16 protein-coding genes and 1 tRNA gene are annotated in these 19,312 nt (G+C 60.1%); 11 read left to right on the top strand and 6 right to left on the bottom strand.

The window, feature by feature from the left end; genetic code table 11:
- Positions 1-176 precede the first annotated feature (176 nt).
- Positions 177-644, bottom strand: coding sequence for a DUF3365 domain-containing protein (locus ACILSL_RS11900; RefSeq protein WP_395732253.1), 468 nt, complete (start codon positions 642-644; stop codon positions 177-179).
- Between the two features lie 678 nt (positions 645-1,322).
- Here ACILSL_RS11900 and ACILSL_RS11895 point away from each other — a divergent pair.
- Together ACILSL_RS11895 and ACILSL_RS11890 are read left to right on the top strand one after the other, a co-directional pair.
- A tRNA-Pro gene (locus tag ACILSL_RS11895) sits at positions 1,323-1,399 on the top strand.
- Between the two features lie 36 nt (positions 1,400-1,435).
- Positions 1,436-2,770: a response regulator gene (locus tag ACILSL_RS11890; RefSeq protein ID WP_395732252.1), complete on the top strand. Its 1,335-nt coding sequence runs from the start codon at positions 1,436-1,438 to the stop codon at positions 2,768-2,770.
- Here ACILSL_RS11890 and ACILSL_RS11885 read toward each other — a convergent pair whose 3' ends face one another.
- Positions 2,771-4,846 (bottom strand): ATP-binding protein, encoded by a 2,076-nt coding sequence (locus ACILSL_RS11885; protein WP_395732251.1) that lies wholly within the window; start codon positions 4,844-4,846, stop codon positions 2,771-2,773. It lies immediately after the preceding gene.
- A gap of 183 nt (positions 4,847-5,029) precedes the next feature.
- Here ACILSL_RS11885 and ACILSL_RS11880 point away from each other — a divergent pair, with 183 nt between their 5' ends.
- From ACILSL_RS11880 to ACILSL_RS11870, 3 genes are read left to right on the top strand one after another with little or no spacing between them, the layout of a single operon-like run.
- Positions 5,030-6,211 (top strand): Gfo/Idh/MocA family protein, encoded by a 1,182-nt coding sequence (locus ACILSL_RS11880; protein ID WP_395732250.1) that lies wholly within the window; start codon positions 5,030-5,032, stop codon positions 6,209-6,211.
- Positions 6,208-7,416 carry an N-acetylglucosamine-6-phosphate deacetylase gene (locus ACILSL_RS11875; protein WP_395732249.1) on the top strand — a complete coding sequence of 403 codons (1,209 nt, stop codon included), beginning with the start codon at positions 6,208-6,210 and terminating at the stop codon, positions 7,414-7,416. Before ACILSL_RS11880 ends, ACILSL_RS11875 begins: the two co-directional genes overlap by 4 nt.
- Positions 7,409-8,002 (top strand): DUF1287 domain-containing protein, encoded by a 594-nt coding sequence (locus ACILSL_RS11870; RefSeq protein ID WP_395732248.1) that lies wholly within the window; start codon positions 7,409-7,411, stop codon positions 8,000-8,002. Before ACILSL_RS11875 ends, ACILSL_RS11870 begins: the two co-directional genes overlap by 8 nt.
- Here the strand turns inward: ACILSL_RS11870 and recJ are convergent.
- Positions 7,990-9,720 carry a single-stranded-DNA-specific exonuclease RecJ gene (gene recJ / locus ACILSL_RS11865; protein WP_395732247.1) on the bottom strand — a complete coding sequence of 577 codons (1,731 nt, stop codon included), beginning with the start codon at positions 9,718-9,720 and terminating at the stop codon, positions 7,990-7,992. The two genes, ACILSL_RS11870 and recJ, sit on opposite strands and share 13 nt — an antisense overlap.
- A 127-nt stretch (positions 9,721-9,847) precedes the next feature.
- On the opposite strand from recJ, the gene ACILSL_RS11860 reads away from it, so the two are divergent.
- Positions 9,848-10,297 carry a DUF3592 domain-containing protein gene (locus tag ACILSL_RS11860; protein ID WP_395732246.1) on the top strand — a complete coding sequence of 150 codons (450 nt, stop codon included), beginning with the start codon at positions 9,848-9,850 and terminating at the stop codon, positions 10,295-10,297.
- A 288-nt stretch (positions 10,298-10,585) separates the two neighbouring features.
- On the opposite strand, the gene ACILSL_RS11855 is transcribed toward ACILSL_RS11860, so the two are convergent.
- Entirely contained in the window at positions 10,586-12,022 is a 1,437-nt protein-coding gene (locus ACILSL_RS11855; RefSeq protein WP_395732245.1) for an arylsulfatase, read from the bottom strand.
- A gap of 71 nt (positions 12,023-12,093) precedes the next feature.
- Between ACILSL_RS11855 and ACILSL_RS11850 the strand changes: the two genes are divergently transcribed.
- From ACILSL_RS11850 to ACILSL_RS11830, 5 genes are read left to right on the top strand one after another with little or no spacing between them, the layout of a single operon-like run.
- Positions 12,094-12,771 carry an MBL fold metallo-hydrolase gene (locus ACILSL_RS11850; protein WP_395732244.1) on the top strand — a complete coding sequence of 226 codons (678 nt, stop codon included), beginning with the start codon at positions 12,094-12,096 and terminating at the stop codon, positions 12,769-12,771.
- A gap of 13 nt (positions 12,772-12,784) precedes the next feature.
- Positions 12,785-13,294, top strand: a complete 510-nt coding sequence (locus tag ACILSL_RS11845) for a hypothetical protein (RefSeq protein ID WP_395732243.1) — start codon at positions 12,785-12,787, stop codon at positions 13,292-13,294.
- A 32-nt stretch (positions 13,295-13,326) separates the two neighbouring features.
- Positions 13,327-13,914 carry a flavodoxin family protein gene (locus ACILSL_RS11840; RefSeq protein ID WP_395732242.1) on the top strand — a complete coding sequence of 196 codons (588 nt, stop codon included), beginning with the start codon at positions 13,327-13,329 and terminating at the stop codon, positions 13,912-13,914.
- Positions 13,911-14,639, top strand: a complete 729-nt coding sequence (locus ACILSL_RS11835; protein WP_395732241.1) for an AAA family ATPase — start codon at positions 13,911-13,913, stop codon at positions 14,637-14,639. The genes ACILSL_RS11840 and ACILSL_RS11835 overlap by 4 nt, the downstream gene beginning before the upstream one ends.
- 4 nt (positions 14,640-14,643) lie before the next feature.
- On the top strand, positions 14,644-15,030 hold the full coding sequence (locus ACILSL_RS11830) for a DUF2809 domain-containing protein (RefSeq protein WP_395732240.1): 387 nt from the start codon (positions 14,644-14,646) through the stop codon (positions 15,028-15,030).
- Positions 15,031-15,246: 216 nt separating this feature from the next.
- Here ACILSL_RS11830 and clpB read toward each other — a convergent pair whose 3' ends face one another.
- Both clpB and ACILSL_RS11820 read right to left on the bottom strand, forming a co-directional pair.
- Entirely contained in the window at positions 15,247-17,832 is a 2,586-nt protein-coding gene (gene clpB, locus ACILSL_RS11825) for an ATP-dependent chaperone ClpB (protein WP_395732239.1), read from the bottom strand.
- A gap of 267 nt (positions 17,833-18,099) precedes the next feature.
- Entirely contained in the window at positions 18,100-19,290 is a 1,191-nt protein-coding gene (locus ACILSL_RS11820) for an AI-2E family transporter (protein WP_395732238.1), read from the bottom strand.
- Positions 19,291-19,312: the final 22 nt, after the last annotated feature.

Raw genomic sequence — 19,312 nt, 5'->3', positions numbered from 1 at the left:
GGCGGACGATTGACCCAACGCCTGAGGCGCCCATCTCAAATTTAAATTCGTGGAAACCGCTTCATTTAACCAGTTCTATTTCCGGAAGCACGATCACTTTCCGGGACTCGTCAGGCCGGATTCAAGGAACTGCGACCGTGAAGAGGTGAGGAGCTTCGTCATTCACTCACCAACGCCTACCTAGCCGGTGGCGCATCATTGAGGACGGGGGCTGGTCTGTCTATCGTGGCCAGGGAGATGCTGATCACCAGTCCTGCAAAACGTGGTGTTTTGGGAGGATCGGAAAACATTTTGGTATGACAGCCGACACAGTTGGCGTGCAGTGGAATCGCCGTAGCCCGCCGGTACATTCGTTCGGTGACCACTTCGTAAACCTCCTTGCCGGCACCAAGTTCGGCGGCCGCTTTTTTCTCAAACGAAGTGGTGGGCTCATGGTCGATGTTCATCGCCTTCGTGTTGACGGCAATCCAGTTGGCGTTGCTTCCAGACAGTCTGGCCATGCCCGCAAACACATCTTCCAGTGCACGGGCGGGAAGCACCGAGCCATCCCTGCGGAAGTAGTGCTGGTGCATCACCTCCAGCGTGGTGGTGTAAACTTCCTGGAGCAGCTTTGCCTGTTCCCGGGCGGCGGCAACTGCTGCCACAGACGGCGGATGAGGCTTTGAGGCCGGGGCAGGAGAAGCCTTGGGCTGGACTGGCTTCGTCCCATCACTGGAATCCTGCCCAGGCAGTGCTCCTGCGACCATCCAAACCCCGAGAAGGAATGCCAGAAACGACCGCATTCCAGCAATGCATCGCAACGGTCTGGCAAGGTGTTCGATTTTTTGGTGAGAACAGAGAGACATGCGGTGGATGACGACCATGAAAATACGCGCTCCACCGTGGTTCTCTTCATCGTTCCTTGCTCTTTCCATACCCTCCATTGATTGGCCCGGCGTGAAATCAACTTCAACTCCGTGGCGATTATCTGGAAATGGTCTTTGGTTTCGCTTCGAATTCCCTCAGCCATTCAGCCGCTGTGATCATGACTAGGCTGGAGTCGATCTGGCTCAAGCTTTTTTAAAGTCGTCCAGCTTCCTCTTGGCGAGCTTGGGGTCGTTGACCTCCAGAGACCGACGAATCAACTTGCCCTCACGGCGGACGACAGCATAATAAACCCCGTTCGATGAATACCGGCTGAGGCATTCTCCAACCTTCTCAAATTTTCCGGGCTGCTATGCACGCTTGCTCATCCTCTGGGAATACGGAGTATACAAAACCAGTATCCAACCGAATATTTAGAGCTTTTCGAATCTGTTCTAAATCGTTGGTGGCCAATGATTCGGGCTGTAGCGCAGTCTGGTAGCGCGCTTCGTTCGGGACGAAGAGGTCGTGGGTTCGAATCCCGCCAGCCCGACCATTGTTCCTGTGCGTATTTGAGAGATAGAGGCAAGACATGGCGATCCCAACCCCACCCAAAAAAATCCTGCTCGCAGAAGATGTGCGTGCGCTTTCCATGCGGCTGTCTCATGCCTTGGAAACGCATGGCTATGAGGTGTGCGTGGCGGAGGACGGGGAGGAGTGCCTGGAGCAGATGGAGGCATTCAAGCCGGACCTGCTGGTGCTGGACCTGATCATGCCGAAAATGAACGGGCTGGAGGTGCTGCGGCATCTGCGGGCGCAGCAATCCACGCAGCACCTGCCGGTGATTGTCTGCACGGCGAAGGACTACTCGACCGAACTCAAACACATCCAGCAGACCGGGCCGGTGGACGTGCTCATCAAGCCGTTCGATCCCGAACTGCTGCTGGAGAAACTGAGGCAGTACTTTCATGAGGCCGCGACGACGAAGGGGATCACGCACCGTGATCACCTGCCTGTGTCTGCGGAGCAGTATGCACCGGTGCTGGACACCAAGCGGCCGCATGTGAAGCTCTGGGGCACGCGGGGTTCGATCCCTGTGTGCGGAGCGCGCTATGCGCAGCATGGGGGCAACACCACGTGCTTTGAATACAACACCGGGAAGGAGCGCATCCTGTTTGATGCGGGCTCCGGACTGCGGGATGCGGGGCAGTCGTTCCTGGCTGGAGGGCCGTGTCACATCCACCTGTTCATTACGCACACGCACTGGGATCACATTCAAGGGTTCCCGTTTTTCACGCCCATCTATGTGCCGGGCTTTGAAATCACTGTTTACGGCGAGCGTGGTTTTGGCAAAAACATCGAGTCGCTGCTGTGCGGCCAGATGGACCGTGATTATTTCCCGATTCAGCGCGAAGATCTGCGGGCAAAAATCAACTTTGTGTTTCTCGATGATGCACCGGTGAAAATCGGTGACGTGACGGTGACGCGTGAATTCACGCAGCATCCCGGGGCGACGGTGGGCTTTAAAGTGACGCATGATGGCTGGAGCGTGGCGTTTGTTCCCGACAATGAATTTCTCCAAGGCTACACGGGCTCTCCGGTGCTGCTGACGCGTGATTCAAATCTGGTGGTACCCTATGAGCCGATGCTGGCCTTCCTCGACGGAGTGGACCTGCTGGTGCATGAGGCGCAGTACCTGCCGGCGGACTATCCGAAACGGATCGGCTGGGGGCATTCCAATCTGGCCACGGCCTGTGCGCTGACCAAACTGGTGGGGGCTAAAAAGTGGATCGTGGTGCATCATGATCCGGACCACGATGATGCTGCGCTGCAGGCGAAACTGAATCTGACGCGCCAGATATTAAAGGAAGTCGGGCATCCGATCCATCTGGTGCATGGCTACGATGGGATGACGGAGTATCGTTGATCAGATGCCGGGCTCGAAAGCGGAGAGCAGGGCATCGCCGAGTAGAGCGCATTCCTTTTTCAACTGATCCAGCATGAGCTGAGCGCCCTTCAAATCGCCCGCGTGAGCGTATTCACAGAGTTCGGAGGAGAGGGTGAGCGCCTTTTTGGCGGCATAAACGCCAAGCATGCCCTTGAGCGAGTGCGCGGCTTCATAGGCTTTCTCGGCTTTGCCAGCTGTGAGCGCCTTTTCGGCTTTGCGCAGGTATTTTTGCGCATCTTCCGAGAAGATGGCGACGAGTTTGCGCATGAGTTTTTCATCGCCAGTGGACTCACGGAACTCCGCGAGGTCGAAGGTGGGCGTCTCGATCTGCGGGCGGGGCGCGGGTGGCGCAGATGCTGGGGCTGCCGGGGCGGCGGAGCGCGGCGCGAACTGCTCCACTACCTGGAACAACTCAGCGGAACGCAGGGGTTTGGCGATGTAATCATCCATGCCTGCGGCAAGGCATTTTTCACGGTCGCCTTTCATGGCATTGGCCGTCATGGCGATGATGGGGACATGCCTGCCGGTGGCCTGCTCGGACTGACGGATTTTGGCGGTGGCTTCGTAGCCATTGATGCCGGGCATGTGGACATCCATCAAAATGGCATCGAAGGCCTCCTTGCCAGAGCGTTCAATGGCCTCCCTGCCGTTGGAAGCGAGGGTGACGACGTGGCCGCGTTTCTCCAGCATGCGAGCCCCGACGAGCTGGCTGACGTGGCCGTCTTCGACGATGAGCACCTTCATGGAGGACTGGGCTGTGACCACAGGTTTGAAGCGTGGGGACTTGGGCTTGATCGAAATGCCGCTGGTACGGCCAAAGGCGGCGGTGAAGTGGAAGGTGCTGCCGGTGCCGGGCTGGCTTTCCACCCAGATGCGGCCGTGCATGAGGGCGACGAGATCATGACAGATGGCGAGCCCGAGGCCGGTGCCGCCGTAGCGCCGTGAGGTGGACTGCTCCGCCTGGGTGAAGGCCTCAAAGATGCTTTCGCGCATGTCTGCGGCGATGCCGATGCCGGTGTCGTTGATCTTGAAATGCAGCGTGACCATGTCGGCAGTTTCAGATTCCAGGCTGACCTCGATGGTGACGCCGCCCTTGTGGGTGAACTTGATGGCATTGCCGATCAGATTGACCAGGATCTGCCGCAGGCGGCCGTCATCGCCAATCAGACGCAGGGGGACCTCCGGGCTGATATGATGCAGGAACACCAGCCGCTTTTGAAACGCGCGGATGCCCATGGCCTGCGAGATTTCGGTGACGACCTCGTTCAGATCAAACTCGTGGGCGTCCAGCTCCATTCGGCCGGCCTCGATTTTGGAGAAGTCGAGGATGTCGTTGAGCAGTTCCAGCAGGGAGTCGGCGGAAAGCTTGAGCATTTCCAGGTATTCGCGCTGGGTTTCGCTGAGGTCCGTGCCGAGGAGCAGTTCGCTCATGCCAATGACCCCATTCATGGGGGTGCGGATTTCATGGCTCATGTTCGCCAGAAAGGCGCTTTTGGCACTGCTGGCGGACTCGGCGGCCCGACGTGCCTGACGCAGCTCCTCCTCGGCATGCTTGCGCTCGGTCACATCCGTGTGTGATCCGGCCATGCGGTAGGCGGTGCCGTTTTCATCACGCAAGGCGCGGCCACGCGCGAGGATCCAGCGCCAGCTGCCGTCCTTGTGGCGGAAGCGGAACTCCACGGAGTAACGCGGAATGCGGCCTGCCAGGTAATCATTCAAGGTGGCCATCACGCGGTCGTGATCTTCGGGATGCAGATGAGTTTCGAAGGTGGTGAAGACGTTTTCGAGCTCGTCGTCCTCATAGCCGATCATGCTTTTCCACGGCGGGGAGAAAAACACTTTGCCGGTGCGGATGTCCCAGTCCCAGATGCCGTCATTGGTGCCACGCACCGCCAGGGCAAAGCGCTCCTCGCTTTCCGCCATTTCGCGCACGGCTTCTGCGGGGGCATCGGGCAGGCGCAGGCGGCAGGCATGCAGCATGCCTGCCAGCTCGCGAATACGCTGCTTCAACTCCGGCACGGAGTCGCCAGCGGCATGCACTTGGGTCTCTGACATGGGGGTGGGAATGTCCTCTGCGCGGTTGGGGAGCGGACGCGGTGGGATGAATAGACACAATTTGCCACAAACAAACTCAAAAGGTGGCTTCAGAATCGCAAAGTATGACCCGCCGGGGGTTGAAATGCTTCCAAATGGATCTGATTGCGTGTTTGGAGATGCTGGTAACGTTCATGATTTCGCATGAACCGCCGCCATCTTCTCGCCTCTCTGCCCGCTGTTTTCGCTGCTTCCAGCTTTGCTGCTGCGGCTGATTCCAAACTCCGTGTTGCCGTCATCGGTCACACCGGGCGTGGCAACTATGGCCACGGCCTCGACACCCTGTGGCTCAAAATCCCCGCCGTCGAAATCGTGGCGGTGGCGGATGCAGACGAAAAGGGGCTCAAGGCTGAACTGAAGAAGCTGGCCGTCGAAAAGGGCTATGCCGACTACCACGCCATGCTGGCCGAGGTGAAGCCGGACATCGTCGCCATCGGCCCGCGTCACATCGACCAGCACCGCGACATGCTGCTGGCGGCGATTCAGGCGGGGGCGCGTGGCATCTACATTGAGAAACCTTTTTGCCGCAGCCTGGCGGAAGCGGATGAAATCATCGCCGCTGCGGAGAAGGCGGGGACGAAGATCGCCATCGCGCATCGGAACCGGTACCACCCGGTGCTGCCGGTGATTGCGAAACTAATCCAGGAGGGGGTGATTGGCCGTGTGCTGGAAATGCGGGGGCGGGGCAAGGAGGACACGCGGGGTGGCTCGCTGGATCTGTGGGTGCTGGGCACGCATCTTTTCAACCTCGGCACCTACTTTGGCGGAGCACCGAAGGCGTGCAGCGCAGAGGTACTACAGGATGGCAAGCCGATCACGAAGGCGGATGTGAAGGAGGGGGATGAAGGCATCGGTGCGCTGGCGGGCAACGAGGTGCATGCGAGGTTTGAGCTGGCGAATGGTGTGCCCATGTTCTTTGACTCGGTGCAGAATGCGGGCGTCAAGGAGGCGGGTTTCGGGCTGCAGATCATTGGGACGAAGGGCATCATCGATTTCCGCATCGACAAGGAGCCGGTGGCTCACATTTGTCTCGGCAGTCCGTTCAATCCGGCCATCAAGGAGGCGCGGCAATGGCAGCCGATCACCACGGCTGGAGTTAACAAGCCGGAGCCCATCGCCAATCTTGGGGCGCAGGTTGCCAGCCATGAAACGGCCGGGCTGGATTTGATCGCCGCCATTCGGGAAAATCGGGCACCGCTGATCGATGCGCAGCAGGGGCGGGAGACGATCGAGATGGTGAGCGCCATCTTTGAGTCGCACCGGCTGAATGGTCAGCGGGTGACGTTTCCGCTGAAGACACGCGTCAATCCGCTCACGCTGCTATGAAAACGCCGCCTGCCCCACCGCTGCTCATTCAAAATGGCACGCTCATCCTGCCGGACCAGTTGATTCAAGGTGGGGATGTGCTGTGTGAAGGCGGCAGGATCAAGGCCGTGGGCAGGGGAATCGCTACGCCGAAGGGGGCTGTGGTGATCAATGCTAAAGGCGGCTACATCAGTCCGGGGTTCATCGACATTCATGTGCACGGCGGGGCTGGGGCTGACTTCATGGACGGTACGGTGCCTGCGGTGCGCACGGCCCTGAAGGCGCATGCGCGGCATGGCACCACCTCGATCTTTCCCACGACCACGACGGGTGCGCCGGTGCAGATCATGGCGATGCTAGGAGCGTGCCGTGAGGTGCAGCGAAGCTGGGAGCCGGGGCATGGCTCACGCATTGCGGGGGTGCATTTGTATGGCCCGTATTTTGCGCCGGACAAGGTGGGGTGCCACTCGCGTGAGGGACGGCGTGCGCCCGATGCGGAGGAGTATGCGCGGTGGTTTCGGGATGATCTGGTGCGGATCGCCACATGTGCGGCGGAACTGCCGGGGGCGGAGGCGTTTTACCGAATGGCGCGCAAGAAGAGATGCCTGATCACCTGCGGGCATTCGAATGCGAACTGGGCGGAGATGGCGGGCGCCTTCAAGGCGGGGATGCGGCATGTGGATCATTTTTGGTGTGCGATGAGTTCGGTGGCCTCCCTGCGCACTCGATTTGGCACGCCGATGCAGGCGAGCATGGAGCAGTTTGTCCTGGCCACGGCGGACATGAGCACGGAGGTCATTGCTGACGGCATGCACCTTTCGCCGGAGCTGCTGGATTTCGCCTTTCGCATGAAAGGTGCGCAGCGGCTGTGCCTGGTGACTGACTGCAACCGTGCGATGGACATGCCGCCGGGGCGCTACCGGTTTGGATCGGAGGATGATGGTGCGTTCTTTGAGAGCGATGGCCGGGTGGGATTTGTACCGGGGGAGGGGCTGGCCAGCTCGGTGATGGGGCTGGACCACATGGTGCGGCACATGAAGAAGAGCACCTCTGCCACGCTGCCGGATGCGGTGCGCATGGCGAGCCTGACTCCTGCTGAGCGCACGGGCATGGCCAAAACCTGCGGGAGTCTGGAGAAGGGGAAGCGGGCGGATGTGCTGGTGCTGAATCGTCGGCTGGAAGTTCAACGGACTTTCATCGGCGGTGTCGAAGTGTCGCATGACTGAGCTTTTGCGCCGCAGCTTCTTGTTTTTCGCCTGTGCCCTGGCATGCAGGGGGCAGACGAGCGCACCGAGCTTTGCGGAGCGGCTGGTGAAGGCGGCGCTGGAGCGTGTGCAGCACACGGTGCGCTATGATCCCGCCTATGTGGTGCTGGCTTATCCCAATGGCGATGTGCCTGCTGATACGGGGGTGTGCACGGATGAAGTCATCCGCAGCTACCGCGCGCTGGGGATCGACCTGCAAAAGCTGGTGCATGAGGACATGCGGCGCGCCTTTGCCGCCTATCCGAAGGACTGGGGGCTGAGCTCAACGGATAAAAACATCGATCACCGGCGTGTGCCGAATTTGCAGACTTTTTTCAAACGGCGTGGCGCGGCGCTGCCGGTGACGCAGAAGGCGGAGGATTACCTGCCGGGGGATCTCATCACCTGCACGGTGGCGGGCAGGCTGCCGCACATCGCCATCGTGGTGCCGGCGGCGGATGGCAGTGCGTCGCCCTGGATCGTGCATAACATCGGCCAGGGACCCAAGCATGAGAGCCGTCTGTTTGAGTTTCCGATCACCGGGCACTACCGGTTTCATCCACGCTGAACGGATTCGGCGGTGCGCACGGCCTCAAGCGTGAGCTGCCACTGCTCCGTGCCACGGAACCAGCCGCGCTGGATGCGCATGGCGACGTCCCACGGGGCGGGTGGGAGATGGCCGATGGGGGCATTGAACCAGCGTGCCTCCATGGAGGCGCCTTCCTGAGTGAGGATGATGCGCAGATGCTTTTCTTTCATCGTGCGGCCCGGCAGCTTGGGCTTTACATTGCGGCAGAGAAACAGCGGCTCGGGGTTTTTCTGGCCGAAGGGTTCGAGGAGCTTGTAGCTTTCGAAGAAGCTCAGCGAGAGGTCGCGCAGCTTGACCTCGGCATCGAGTTCCAGCACGGCGGTCATGGCTTCCTTGCTCAGGGCGTCGCGTGCGGCCACCTGAAACGCCTCACGGAAGGAGTCGATCTTGTCTTCATGGACGGAGATGCCGGCGGCCATCGCGTGGCCGCCGCCGCCGAGCAGGTGATCACGGCAGATGTCGATGGCTTCCACGAGCGAAAATCCTGGAATGCTGCGTCCGCTGCCTTTGCCGATGCCATCTTCATTGATGGACACGAGAATCGTGGGGCGGTGGCACAGGCGTGAGATGCGGGAGGCGACAATGCCGATCACTCCCGGATGCCACTTGCGCGAGGCCAGCACGATGGCGGAAACCTTGTCGATTTCGCCGATGTTGGCGAGCATCGCCTCGGCTTCGAGGTGGACCTGCTGCTCCACGTTTTGACGATCCTTGTTGTGTGCTTCGAGGAGCTCGGCCAGTGCGGCGCCAGTGGTGGCGTCTGTGGCAAGGAGGAGCTGCAGGGCGGTGGCGGCGGTGTCGAGCCGGCCCGCTGCATTCAAGCGGGGGCCGAGGCGGAAGCCGACGTGATGGGTCTGGACGAGGCCCTCCACACCGGCGATCTGCTTGAGGGCTTTCAAGCCATGGCGTGTGGTTTGTGCCAGGGCTTCGAGACCGCGCCGGACCAGCAGGCGGTTTTCATCAATGAGCGGCACGAGATCTGCCACGGTACCGAGCGCCACGAGATCGAGCGTCTCCTTCAGATCGTAGCTTGCGATCATGCGCGCCTTGAGCAGGGCGTGCGAGACTTTGAACACGAGTCCGGCGGTGCAGAAGTAGTGGTAGTCCTTGCCGAGCTTGGGATTCACCAGGGCGAGGCATTCGGGGCGGCCCTGCGGGGAAAGCTCGTGGTGGTCGATGATGACGCAATCCACGCCGTCCGCGCGCAGCTTTGCGACTTCTTTTAAGGAGGTGGTGCCGCAGTCGAGCGCGATGAACAGATCCGGCTTGCCAAACTGCTCGTAGCATTTGGCGATGCCATCCAGGCTCAGGCCGTAACCTTCCTCCATGCGTGTGGGCAAGAAGAGGTGCGTTTCCAGGCCATAGGCCTTCAAGATGAGATGCATGAGCGCCATCGACGTGACGCCATCCACATCGTAGTCGCCGTAAAGGACGACGCTCTGCTGTTCATCGACGGCACGCAGGATGCGCTCCACGGCGAGACTCATTTCGGGCAGAACGGTGGGATCGCCGAGGGTGGCGAGTTTTGGCACGAGGAAATCGCGTGCCAATTCCACGGAGGTGAGGCCGCGCTGAACGAGAAGCTGCGCCATGAGCGGAGACAGACCCATGTCTGCCGCCAGCTCGGCAGCACCCTCCACGGCGGGCTTCAGCAGCCAGCGTGGCGGACGTATCGAAATGGGAGCGGGTTCAGACATGTGGATTATTTGCGAGATGAATACATCTCTGTATGGAACATGCGTGAAGCGTAGTCAAAGCCTGCTTCCCGAACGCATGTCTCAGAATCAATTTGCATCTCAATCAGGCCGCTTGTGGCTTTGCACGATGGGAGTGTTCCTCATCGTGGCAGGATCGTTCTTTGCGTGGCGGATGTGGCTGTCGTATGAGAAGGCGCAGATCACGCGGCGGTGGTCGCAGATTCCATGCCGCATCCTGTCCTCACGTGTGGTGAGTGAGCGGCCGACGCCGCACTCAGATCCTGCACACCGGGTGGAGGTGCGCTATGAATATGAGGTGAAGGGTGTCAAGCACAGCAGCATGCGCATTCGCCAGGTGGAGGCCGCGCCGACGCTGCATTTCGATGACGCGGTGCAGAGGCAGCAGCAGTATCCGACGGGATCGAGTCAGACCTGCTTTGTGAACCCGGCAGCGCCGGATGAGGCGGTGCTGCAGCATGGCTCGCGTGCGGCGCTGTATTCCATCTGGTTTCCGCTGCTGTTTGTGGCGGGCGGGGTGGGGATGGTGGGCGGGGCCTTGAAGAAGCCTGTTTCATAGGCGGAAATGCATGGCGTGCATGTGAAAGACAGCCCTGTGCCCGCAGCGGAGTGTCGGGGCAGACGCTTCTGGTGCATGCGGCGCATGTAGAAAGTCATGGGTTCGCTTGCCTTCGTGTTTCTGCCATACCCAGGGAAGCACTCGCTAGAGCTTCCTCCTTCGCTCTGCGAGCTTCGGAGGACAAGCTGGCATCCCTGGGCAGAAAGACGGAAGGCCGTTGGCCTTCATGAGCGGGGGCACGAGCTGAAGCGAGGTCGAAGGAGAGGGTATTTCTCCCCGAGAGCAGGCTCAATCTGGAGCACGCCATGAGGACTGCATGAGCTTTTCCAGCTCGGCAACGATCTCGGGATTTTCGGAGGCGAGATTTTTTTCTTCGCCGATGTCGGTGTCGAGGTTGTAGAGGAGTTTTTCGAGAGGCTTGGGTTTGCCTTTGGCTTTTGGGCCTTTGGGTGCAGCGCCGGTGTTGAGGTGGATCAGTTTCCAAGGCCATTTGAGCACGGCGAGCTTGCCGCCTTGTTCGTCGAATGCCCAGAAGAGGTGGGAGTGCTTCTGCTGGCCCGGTTTGCCGAGGAGGGTGGGCGCGAAGGAGATGCCGTCGGTTTCACTGGTGACTTTTGTGCCGCTGATTTCAGCGAGGGTGGGCAGCATGTCCTGGAAGGCGCTAACGTGCTCGCTGCTGGTGCCTGCTTTGATCTTGCCGGGCCACCAGGCGATGAAGGGTTCGCGGATGCCGCCATCGGTCATGTCGCGCTTGATGCCTTTGAAGTCGCCGTTGCTGTTGAAGAAGTCGCTCTGGTGGCCGCCTTCCTGATGGGGGCCGTTGTCGCTGGAAAACATGACGAGGGTGTTTTCAGCGAGGCCGAGTTCTTTGAGGCGGGAGAGGACTTTGCCGACTTCGTTGTCGAGGAAGCGCATGAACTGGGCGAAGCCCTTTTCGGCATCGGGCCAGTTCTTGTCTTTGAATTCGCCGTAGTCGGGGGATTCCATGCCGTGGCCTAGCGGAGAGGTCTTGCCGGCCTCGTTGTTGGCGTGGGGAATGTTGAAGGCGTAGTAGAGGAAGAAGGGATCTTTTTCTTTGGCGCGCTCGCCGAGGTAGCGCTGGACGTCGTCTGCGAGGAGCTGAGGGACCCAGGCTTTGCGACCATCCAAAGGTGCGACGCCGGTGCCGACGAGGTCGCTGTCTGAGTAGTCTTTGGCATCCTTGGCGGAGCCGGGGATGACGGTGTTGGGAAGCTCCACGATCTTGCCGTTTCGCACGAGGGCCTTGGTGAAGAAATTGTGAGCGTGGCTGGTGCCGACGTAGCCGAAGAATTCATCGAAGCCTTTGCGCTGCGGGTCGTCGAGGGGGATGGGCTTGCCGAGGCCGTATTTGCCGATGCACGCGGTGTGGTAGCCGGCGGATTTGAGGACCTTTGGGAGTGTGAGGTCTCCATCGGGGACGGAGCCGACGCCATTGCCACGCACACGGCAGTGGCCAGTGTGCAGACCGGTCATCAGCACGCAGCGGGATGGGGCGCAAACAGTGCAGCCGGCGTACATGCGGGTGAACTTCATGCCCTCGGCGGCCATCTTGTCGAGGTTGGGCGTGGTGAGGGTTTTCTGCCCGAAGCAACCGGCGTCGCCGTAGCCCATGTCATCGGCGAGGATGAAGATGATGTTCGGCTTGTCCGCTGCGTGGGCGAAGGTGCCGAGGAGAAGCAAGGTGAGGATGAAAAGCGACTTCATGAGTCCCCATCAAACGCAGGAACTCGCGGGTTGCTTCATGAAAAGCTGCTGTCTAGCCTGTATGAATCTGCATGCCGCCTGATCTGCTCATCGTCCGCACGTTCATCGTGCAGTTTTTCGTCCTGCGGGATGGTGAGGGGCTGTATCTCATCGACACCGGCTTTATTGGCGGGCAGCGGGCATTGCATGCGGCGCTGGTGAAGCGGGGTTGGGATGCGCTGCCGATTCGCGGTATTCTGCTCACGCACGGGCATCTGGACCATGTGAGGAATGCGCCTGCACTTGCTGCACACCACGGAGCGTGGATTGCCGGACCGGAGGGTGATCAGGAGCACTATGAGAATCGTGCGTGTTACAGCGGGCTTGGGCGTGTCGCGGGTGTGGCTGAATGGTTGGGCCGTCGGCTTCTGAGACAGCCTTCGTTTAAACCTGAGCGTTTGCTGAATGAGGGGGATGAAATTCCGGTGTGGGGCGGTCTTCGTGTGGTGGCGCTGCCTGGGCATACGCATGGACACTGCGGCTATTATTCCGCCAGGCATCGGCTGCTTTTTAGCGGCGATCTGTTTGCCAGCTTTGGCTTGGGGCCGCAGATCGCTCCGGCGTATTTGAATCAGGATAATGCGGAGGCCCGGCGGAGTATTTATCGTGCGCTGGAGCTGCCGCTTGATGGAGTGCTGCCATGCCATGCGGATAGGACGCCGCCGGAGAGGCAGTTGGAATACTTGCGGAAGCTGGCGCGGGGCTGTTGAATCACGAATCAGCATGAAATTCAAACAATGGCTTTGGCAGAAGCTGCCTCCGAAGATCGGGAGTTTTTTTCAGGATGGACCTGAGACAATTATTGAGTCCAGACTTTCTCCAGAGCAGCTTCTGTGCTGCCTCCGGGATTCTCTAAACAAGGTTGTCTCATGGAATACCGGTGCTTCACGCGGCAGTGTGATTGGATTCACCCTTCGAATTCGCTGGGGCTCAGCATTCGTGAGCGACAGCTTTGAACCCTTGTTTCGTGGACGGATTGAAGACGCCGAGGGTGGCAGTCGGATCATTGGGTGCATGTCACATAACCGATTTGTGCAGGCGTTCATGGCTGCTTGGTGCGGTTGCATCATTCTGTTCTCCATCGTGATGGTCTGGACCATCATCATTCCGCTGGGGGGATGGGGGCTGCTATGGATGGCCAATGGCATTATCAGCTTGGGTGACCGTTTTTCTTCCGATCGGAGAGAACGTATTCTTGAAGATTTGAGCCATTGCGCAGGGGGAACTCTTTGACACTTGCGGGGTGCAGGCATCCAACTCCCATCATGAACCAAATTCTTGTTCTCTATGATTCCCGCAGCGGCAATGTCGCGAAGATGGCCGCGCTGGTGGAGGAAGGGGCGAAGCAAGTGCCCGATACGGAAGTGCGCCTGCGGCATGTGGATGAGGCCACTGCGGAGGATGTGGTGTGGTGCGATGGGCTCGCGGTGGGGAGCCCGACGAACATGGGGATTCTGTCGTGGAAGATGAAGCGCTTCTGGGACGAGACGATGGCGGACAAGTGGTTGGAGGTGGATGGCAAGATCGCCTGCGCCTTCAGCAGTGCAGGCGGCTGGGGCGGCGGCATGGAAATGGCCTGCCAGTCGATCCTGACGGTGCTCATGAATTTTGGGTTTCTGGTCTTTGGTGTGACGGACTACTCGGGCCGGAAGATGACGCTGCATTATGGGGCGGTGGCCTCGAAGGAGCCGCGTGAGGAGGAGACGCAGGAGGCGTGTCGGATTTTAGGAAGGCGGCTGGCCGAATGGACGGCGCTGTATGTGCACGGGCGCAAGGATCAGAATCCGCTGACGAAGGGAGTGAAGCGGCTGTGCCCGGGGGATTTTGTGGAAGAGAATGCGCAACCGTCATGACACCGACGTTGTGCATTCTTGGTGGTTGCAATGGCGCGGGCAAAACCACGCTGGCTCGTGAGCTGTTGCCGCGTCTTGGCATCATGCGTTTTCTGAACGCAGATGAGATCGCGCGCGGGCTCTCGCCGCTGGATCCGAGCCTCACGGCTTTCAAGGCGGGACGGCTGCTGATTGAGGAGGCCCGAGGATTGATCGCGGCGAAGGCGAGCTTTGCGATTGAATCGACGCTGAGCGGCAAAACGTATGTGGCGATGATCCGGGAAGCGAAGGCGCAGGGCTATCGTTTTTTGCTGCATTACATCCTCATTGGCTCTGCCGATCAGGCGGTTGAGCGCGTGGCGCTGCGGGTGAAGATCGGCGGGCATCATGTGCCGGAGGAGGATGTGCGTCGGCGGTTTGAGAGGAGCCGGAAGCATTTCTCGGAGGATTATGTGCCGCTTGCCGATGAGTGGGTGCGGTGGGACAATGCCTCACCACCGCATCGTCAGATGGCGGACAGCGCCATTCATTCGCTCGAAGAACTCAAAGCCATGCTCGCCGCCCAATCGGTTCAGGAAGCTCCGCCGTGTGAAATGTCGGAGATGTCGAAGATCGTGCTCGAAGCGAGCCGAGTGGCGACGGAGAAGATGCTGGACTACTACAAGCGCATGGGCATCAAGGTGACGCCGCAGATGACGCTGGTGCCGGAGAAGCCGAAGAGGGTGAGACAGAAAAGGGCGTTATAGAAACATGCACCGTAACCGGCTGTTACAAACGGTGGCGCTCGTGCTGGTTCTTGGCGCAGGCTTGTTATGGAGATCCCATTATCTGCCTCTCTCTCCTTTTCTATCCAAATACGGAGGTGATGCGCTGTGGGCGCTGGCCGTTTTTCTGGCAGTCGGGCTGTGCTTTCCCCGTGCATCCACATGGCGGATCATGCTGGTCGCGCTTGGCTTCGCGTGGGGAATTGAATTTTCCCAATTGTATCATGCTCCCTGGATCGACGAAGTTCGAAGCAGCCTGCTTGGGCGGCTGATTCTTGGTTCAACCTTTAATGCCCCGGACCTGCTGGCATATGTGATCGGAATCGTCTTCGGGGCGGTTGCGGAGCGTGTCTGCTGCAAACGACAAGGCTGATGAATCGCTGGCATTGTCAGGGCCTCGGGGAATGAGATGAGGCGCGGCAGCTCATGCGGGCTTTGTCGTGCTCCCCTCACCCTGCCTCTCCCCGAAGTAATCCCGCAGCTAAGAAGATTCGGGCGGGGAGAGGGGATTCGCGCTGAAACGCTTTGAAACTTCATCGGAGTTGCATCGCGTTTCATCTCTCCCCGCCGAGACGGAGTGGTTGCCTCCTTAATTCTTCACAAACTGCACCTTGCCGCTCTTCATCTCGGCGGTGATGTGGTCGCCTTCCTTGAAGCCACCTTCAAGAACCGCCAGTGAAAGCGGATCGAGAAGGTGTTTTTGGATGGCGCGTTTGAGGGGGCGGGCGCCGAAGACGGGGTCGAAGCCAGCGTCGGCGAGATAGCGGGTGGTTTCGTCGGTGACGGTGAGGTGGATGTTTTGTTTCGCCAGGCGGTCGATGACGCGCTGGAGCTGGATCTTGACGATCTTATCAAGCTGCCCGGCGTCGAGGCGGTCGAAGATGACGATCTCGTCGATGCGGTTGAGGAACTCGGGGCGGAAGAACTGCTTCAAGCTGTCGCGCACAAGGGCATCGCGCTGCTCAGGATTGCTGACGTCCTGGATGGCGTTGCTGCCGATGTTGCTGGTCATGATGAGGACCGTGTTTTTGAAATCGACCGTGCGGCCCTGGCCGTCGGTGATGCGGCCGTCATCGAGGACCTGCAGCAGCACATTGAAGACATCGGGGTGGGCTTTTTCGACTTCGTCGAAGAGCACGACGCTGTAGGGGCGGCGGCGGACGGTTTCGCTGAGCTGGCCGCCTTCTTCATAGCCGACGTAGCCGGGAGGCGCGCCGATGAGGCGGCTGACGCTGTGCTTCTCCATGTATTCGCTCATGTCGATGCGGGTCATGGCGCTGTCGTCGTCGAAGAGGAATTCGGCGAGGGCCTTGCAGAGCTCAGTCTTGCCGACGCCGGTGGGGCCGAGGAAGAGGAAGCTGCCGATGGGGCGGTTCTCATCCTGAATGCCGGCACGCGCACGGCGCACGGCATTGCTGACGGCGGTGATGGCGTCTTTCTGGCCGATGACGCGCTGGCTGAGGCGCTCCTCCATTTTGACGAGCTTGGAGCGCTCGCCCTCCTGAAGGCGTGAGACGGGGATGCCGGTCCAGTTGGCGACAACGCGGGCGATGTCGTCCTCGGTGACTTCCTCGCGCAGCAACGAGTGGGCGGAGCGAGGCTGGGAGGCTTCGACGGGGGCGGCGCTGAGCTTCTTTTCGAGATCGGGGATGAGGCCGTATTGAATCTCACCGGCACGGCCGAAGTCGCCACGGCGCTGGGCCTGCTCCTGCTCGGTGCGCAGGCGGTCGATTTCTTCCTTCACCTTTCGGCCGGCATCGACGGATTCCTTCTCCTTCATCCACTGGGCTTTGAGGGCGGAGGAGGTTTCTTTGAGATCGGCGATCTCCTTGTCGAGTTTTTCGAGGCGGGCTTTGGAGGCGGCGTCTTTTTCCTTCTTCAAAGCCTGACGCTCCATCTCGCCCTGCATGACCTGACGTTCGATGACGTCGATCTCCGTAGGCATGGAATCGAGCTCGATCTTGATGCGGCTGGCGGCTTCATCGACGAGGTCGATGGCCTTGTCCGGCAGGAAGCGGTCGGTGATGTAGCGATTGCTCAGGGTGGCGGCGGCGATGATGGCACCGTCCTGAATGCGCACGCCGTGGTGGACTTCATAGCGCTCCTTCAAACCGCGCAGGATGGCGATGGTGTCCTCCACGCTGGGCTCCCCGACTTTCACGGGCTGGAAGCGGCGCTCCAGAGCGGGGTCTTTTTCGATGTATTTGCGGTACTCGTCGAGGGTGGTGGCACCGATGCAGCGCAGTTCGCCACGGGCGAGCTGGGGCTTGAGGAGATTGCCAGCATCCATCGCGCCTTCGCCTTTGCCGGCGCCGACGATGGTGTGGAGTTCATCGATGAAGAGGATGATTTCCCCCTCGCTGGAAGTGACTTCCTTGAGGAAGGCTTTGAGGCGCTCCTCGAACTCGCCACGGAATTTGGCCCCGGCCATCATGCCGCCAAGGTCCATGCTGATGAGGCGTTTGCCTCTGAGGGAATCGGGCACGTCGCCCGCGACGATGCGGCGGGCGAGGCCTTCGGCGATGGCGGTCTTGCCGACGCCGGGCTCGCCGATGAGGACGGGGTTGTTCTTGGTGCGGCGGCTGAGCACCTGCATGACGCGGCGGATTTCTTCGTCGCGGCCGATGACGGGATCGATCTTGCCCTGCTTGGCGCGGGCGGTGAGGTCGGTGCCGTATTTTTCAAGGGTCTGGTATTTGCCTTCCGGGTCCTGATCCACCACGCGCTGGCTGCCGCGCACGGCGGTGAGGGCTTTGGAAACGGTGTCGTAGGTGAGGCCGGCCTGCTTGAGAAGATCCGGGAGTTCGGTCTTGGTTTTGAAGAGGGCGAGGATGACGTGCTCGACGCTGAGGTATTCGTCCTTGAGCTTTTTCTGCTCGTCTTCGGCCTTGGTCATGAGTTCGCGCATCTCATTGGAGAGATGCAGGCCGCTGGTGCCGCCGCTGACCTTGGGCTGGCGGGCGAGCAGGGCTTCGACGCTGGCTTTGAGGCCTTGCGCCGCAGCCGGATTCACCGCCGCCTTTTCAAACAGGGGCGTGGCGATGCCGCCCTCCTGCTCAAGCAGGGCGAGGATGAGGTGGCTCGGCTTCAATTCCTGATGTCCATGCCGGGTGGCGATGGACTGTGAGGCATTGAAGGCTTCCTGCAGCTTAACGGTGAATTTTTCGGGAGACATGGTTGGTGGGAGAAGGGTTGTTTCTCAGTCTTTCTTGCTAGAAGCATGCCACAGCCCTGGCATGGGCTGCTACGCCTGATTTGCCTAGGTTGGGGCACTTTCTATCATGGTTTACGGGCATGTTTTGAGTGCATGACTGTCACAGTAGAAACGTCGAAGTGGCACAGGTGTGTCCTATAAAAAACGCTGCCTGGCCATGATGCAAGTCCCCCTCTGATCGCGGATGCCTGCCCAGGGAAGCACTCCGAGTGGCATGCATGCCCAGCCTTATTTTTTCCGCCCGGGGATTTCCGTGCTTGCGCCGCTGCCGATGGTTTCGTCGTCGTTCATTTGGAGGTCATAGCCTGCAACCTCCACTTCACCGTGACGCACTTTCTTTTTGGCCATGGCGACGGAGATCCACTGGAATTCGGCGTTGTTGTCGAGCAGGACCTTGAGCACCATGGTCAGAGGCACGGCGAGGAACATGCCCAGCGGACCCCAGAGCCAGCCCCAGAAGATGACGGAGAGAATGACCACCAGCGGCGAGATGCCGAAGCGATTGCCGAGCATGGTGGGCTGCACGAAGTTATCGAGGAAGAAATTGATGCCGCCGTAGCCGATGGCGACAAAGACGGCGGTGCCGGGGCCGTGCTGCACCAGGGCCTCCACAATGGCGGGCACGCAGGCGGCGGTGCTGCCCACGGCGGGGATGTAGTTGAACAAGAACGCCAGGAGCGCCCACAGCAGCGGGTAGTGGAGATCGAAGAACCAGCACCAGAAGCCGGCCATCAATCCTGTGAGTGCGCTGATGAGTGTTTTGACTCCGAGGTACTTCTGGATGTCGTCCGCGCTGCGCATGAGGCCGGTGAAATCCGGGCCGCCGGAGAGATGCACGGCCTGCAGACGGCTCTGGGTGCCATGGGCTTCCATGAGGATGAACATCATGACGATGGTGATCATGATGAGGCTGGCGAGGAAGGTGGCGAGAGTGCCGAAGGTGGTGCCAAGCAGGCCGGTGAGATTGCCCATGACATCCTGCTTGGTGGCGTAGCCAATGAGGGTGTTCCAGTCGAAGACACCGCCGAGCATTGTCTTGGCGTCAGCCACGCCCTTGAGTTCGAGCCAGGCTCCGAGGTCATTCGAATACTTTTCCAGGCCACGGAGGTAATGCGGCAGATCTCTCCAGAAACTGATGAGCAAACGCACGCCCACCGTGACCAGACCTGCCAGCACGCCCAGATTGACCAGCATGGTGATGCCGAGCGCCAGGCCGGCTGGAACCCTGTGCCGCCGCAGCCAGCGCACCATGGGATAGCTCAGCACTGCGAGAAAAAATGCATAGACGATGGGGACCAGCACATTGGCCGCGATCTTCATGCCTGTCAGAACAATGAACAGACACGCGAGCGTCACAACCGCCTGCGAGCCTTTGCGACCCCAATCCACCGTCTGATCCTGATCCTGAAACAACGACATGAGCTGCCATGCCGCAAAATAC

The organism is Prosthecobacter sp. (assembly GCF_044222345.1).
Taxonomy (GTDB): domain Bacteria; phylum Verrucomicrobiota; class Verrucomicrobiia; order Verrucomicrobiales; family Verrucomicrobiaceae; genus Prosthecobacter.
This window is presented reverse-complemented; position numbering and strand designations above follow the sequence as displayed.

What these genes read in the sequence shown, in the direction of transcription:
- ACILSL_RS11890 (WP_395732252.1), top strand. Translation starts at nt 1,436, where the DNA reads ATGGCGATCCCAACCCCACCCAAAAAAATCCTGCTCGCAGAAGATGTG.
- ACILSL_RS11885 (WP_395732251.1), bottom strand. Translation starts at nt 4,846, where the DNA reads ATGTCAGAGACCCAAGTGCATGCCGCTGGCGACTCCGTGCCGGAGTTG.
- ACILSL_RS11880 (WP_395732250.1), top strand. Translation starts at nt 5,030, where the DNA reads ATGAACCGCCGCCATCTTCTCGCCTCTCTGCCCGCTGTTTTCGCTGCT.
- ACILSL_RS11875 (WP_395732249.1), top strand. Translation starts at nt 6,208, where the DNA reads ATGAAAACGCCGCCTGCCCCACCGCTGCTCATTCAAAATGGCACGCTC.
- ACILSL_RS11870 (WP_395732248.1), top strand. Translation starts at nt 7,409, where the DNA reads ATGACTGAGCTTTTGCGCCGCAGCTTCTTGTTTTTCGCCTGTGCCCTG.
- recJ (WP_395732247.1), bottom strand. Translation starts at nt 9,720, where the DNA reads ATGTCTGAACCCGCTCCCATTTCGATACGTCCGCCACGCTGGCTGCTG.
- ACILSL_RS11860 (WP_395732246.1), top strand. Translation starts at nt 9,848, where the DNA reads ATGGGAGTGTTCCTCATCGTGGCAGGATCGTTCTTTGCGTGGCGGATG.
- ACILSL_RS11855 (WP_395732245.1), bottom strand. Translation starts at nt 12,022, where the DNA reads ATGAAGTCGCTTTTCATCCTCACCTTGCTTCTCCTCGGCACCTTCGCC.
- ACILSL_RS11850 (WP_395732244.1), top strand. Translation starts at nt 12,094, where the DNA reads ATGCCGCCTGATCTGCTCATCGTCCGCACGTTCATCGTGCAGTTTTTC.
- ACILSL_RS11845 (WP_395732243.1), top strand. Translation starts at nt 12,785, where the DNA reads ATGAAATTCAAACAATGGCTTTGGCAGAAGCTGCCTCCGAAGATCGGG.
- ACILSL_RS11840 (WP_395732242.1), top strand. Translation starts at nt 13,327, where the DNA reads ATGAACCAAATTCTTGTTCTCTATGATTCCCGCAGCGGCAATGTCGCG.
- ACILSL_RS11835 (WP_395732241.1), top strand. Translation starts at nt 13,911, where the DNA reads ATGACACCGACGTTGTGCATTCTTGGTGGTTGCAATGGCGCGGGCAAA.
- ACILSL_RS11830 (WP_395732240.1), top strand. Translation starts at nt 14,644, where the DNA reads ATGCACCGTAACCGGCTGTTACAAACGGTGGCGCTCGTGCTGGTTCTT.
- clpB (WP_395732239.1), bottom strand. Translation starts at nt 17,832, where the DNA reads ATGTCTCCCGAAAAATTCACCGTTAAGCTGCAGGAAGCCTTCAATGCC.
- ACILSL_RS11820 (WP_395732238.1), bottom strand. Translation starts at nt 19,290, where the DNA reads ATGTCGTTGTTTCAGGATCAGGATCAGACGGTGGATTGGGGTCGCAAA.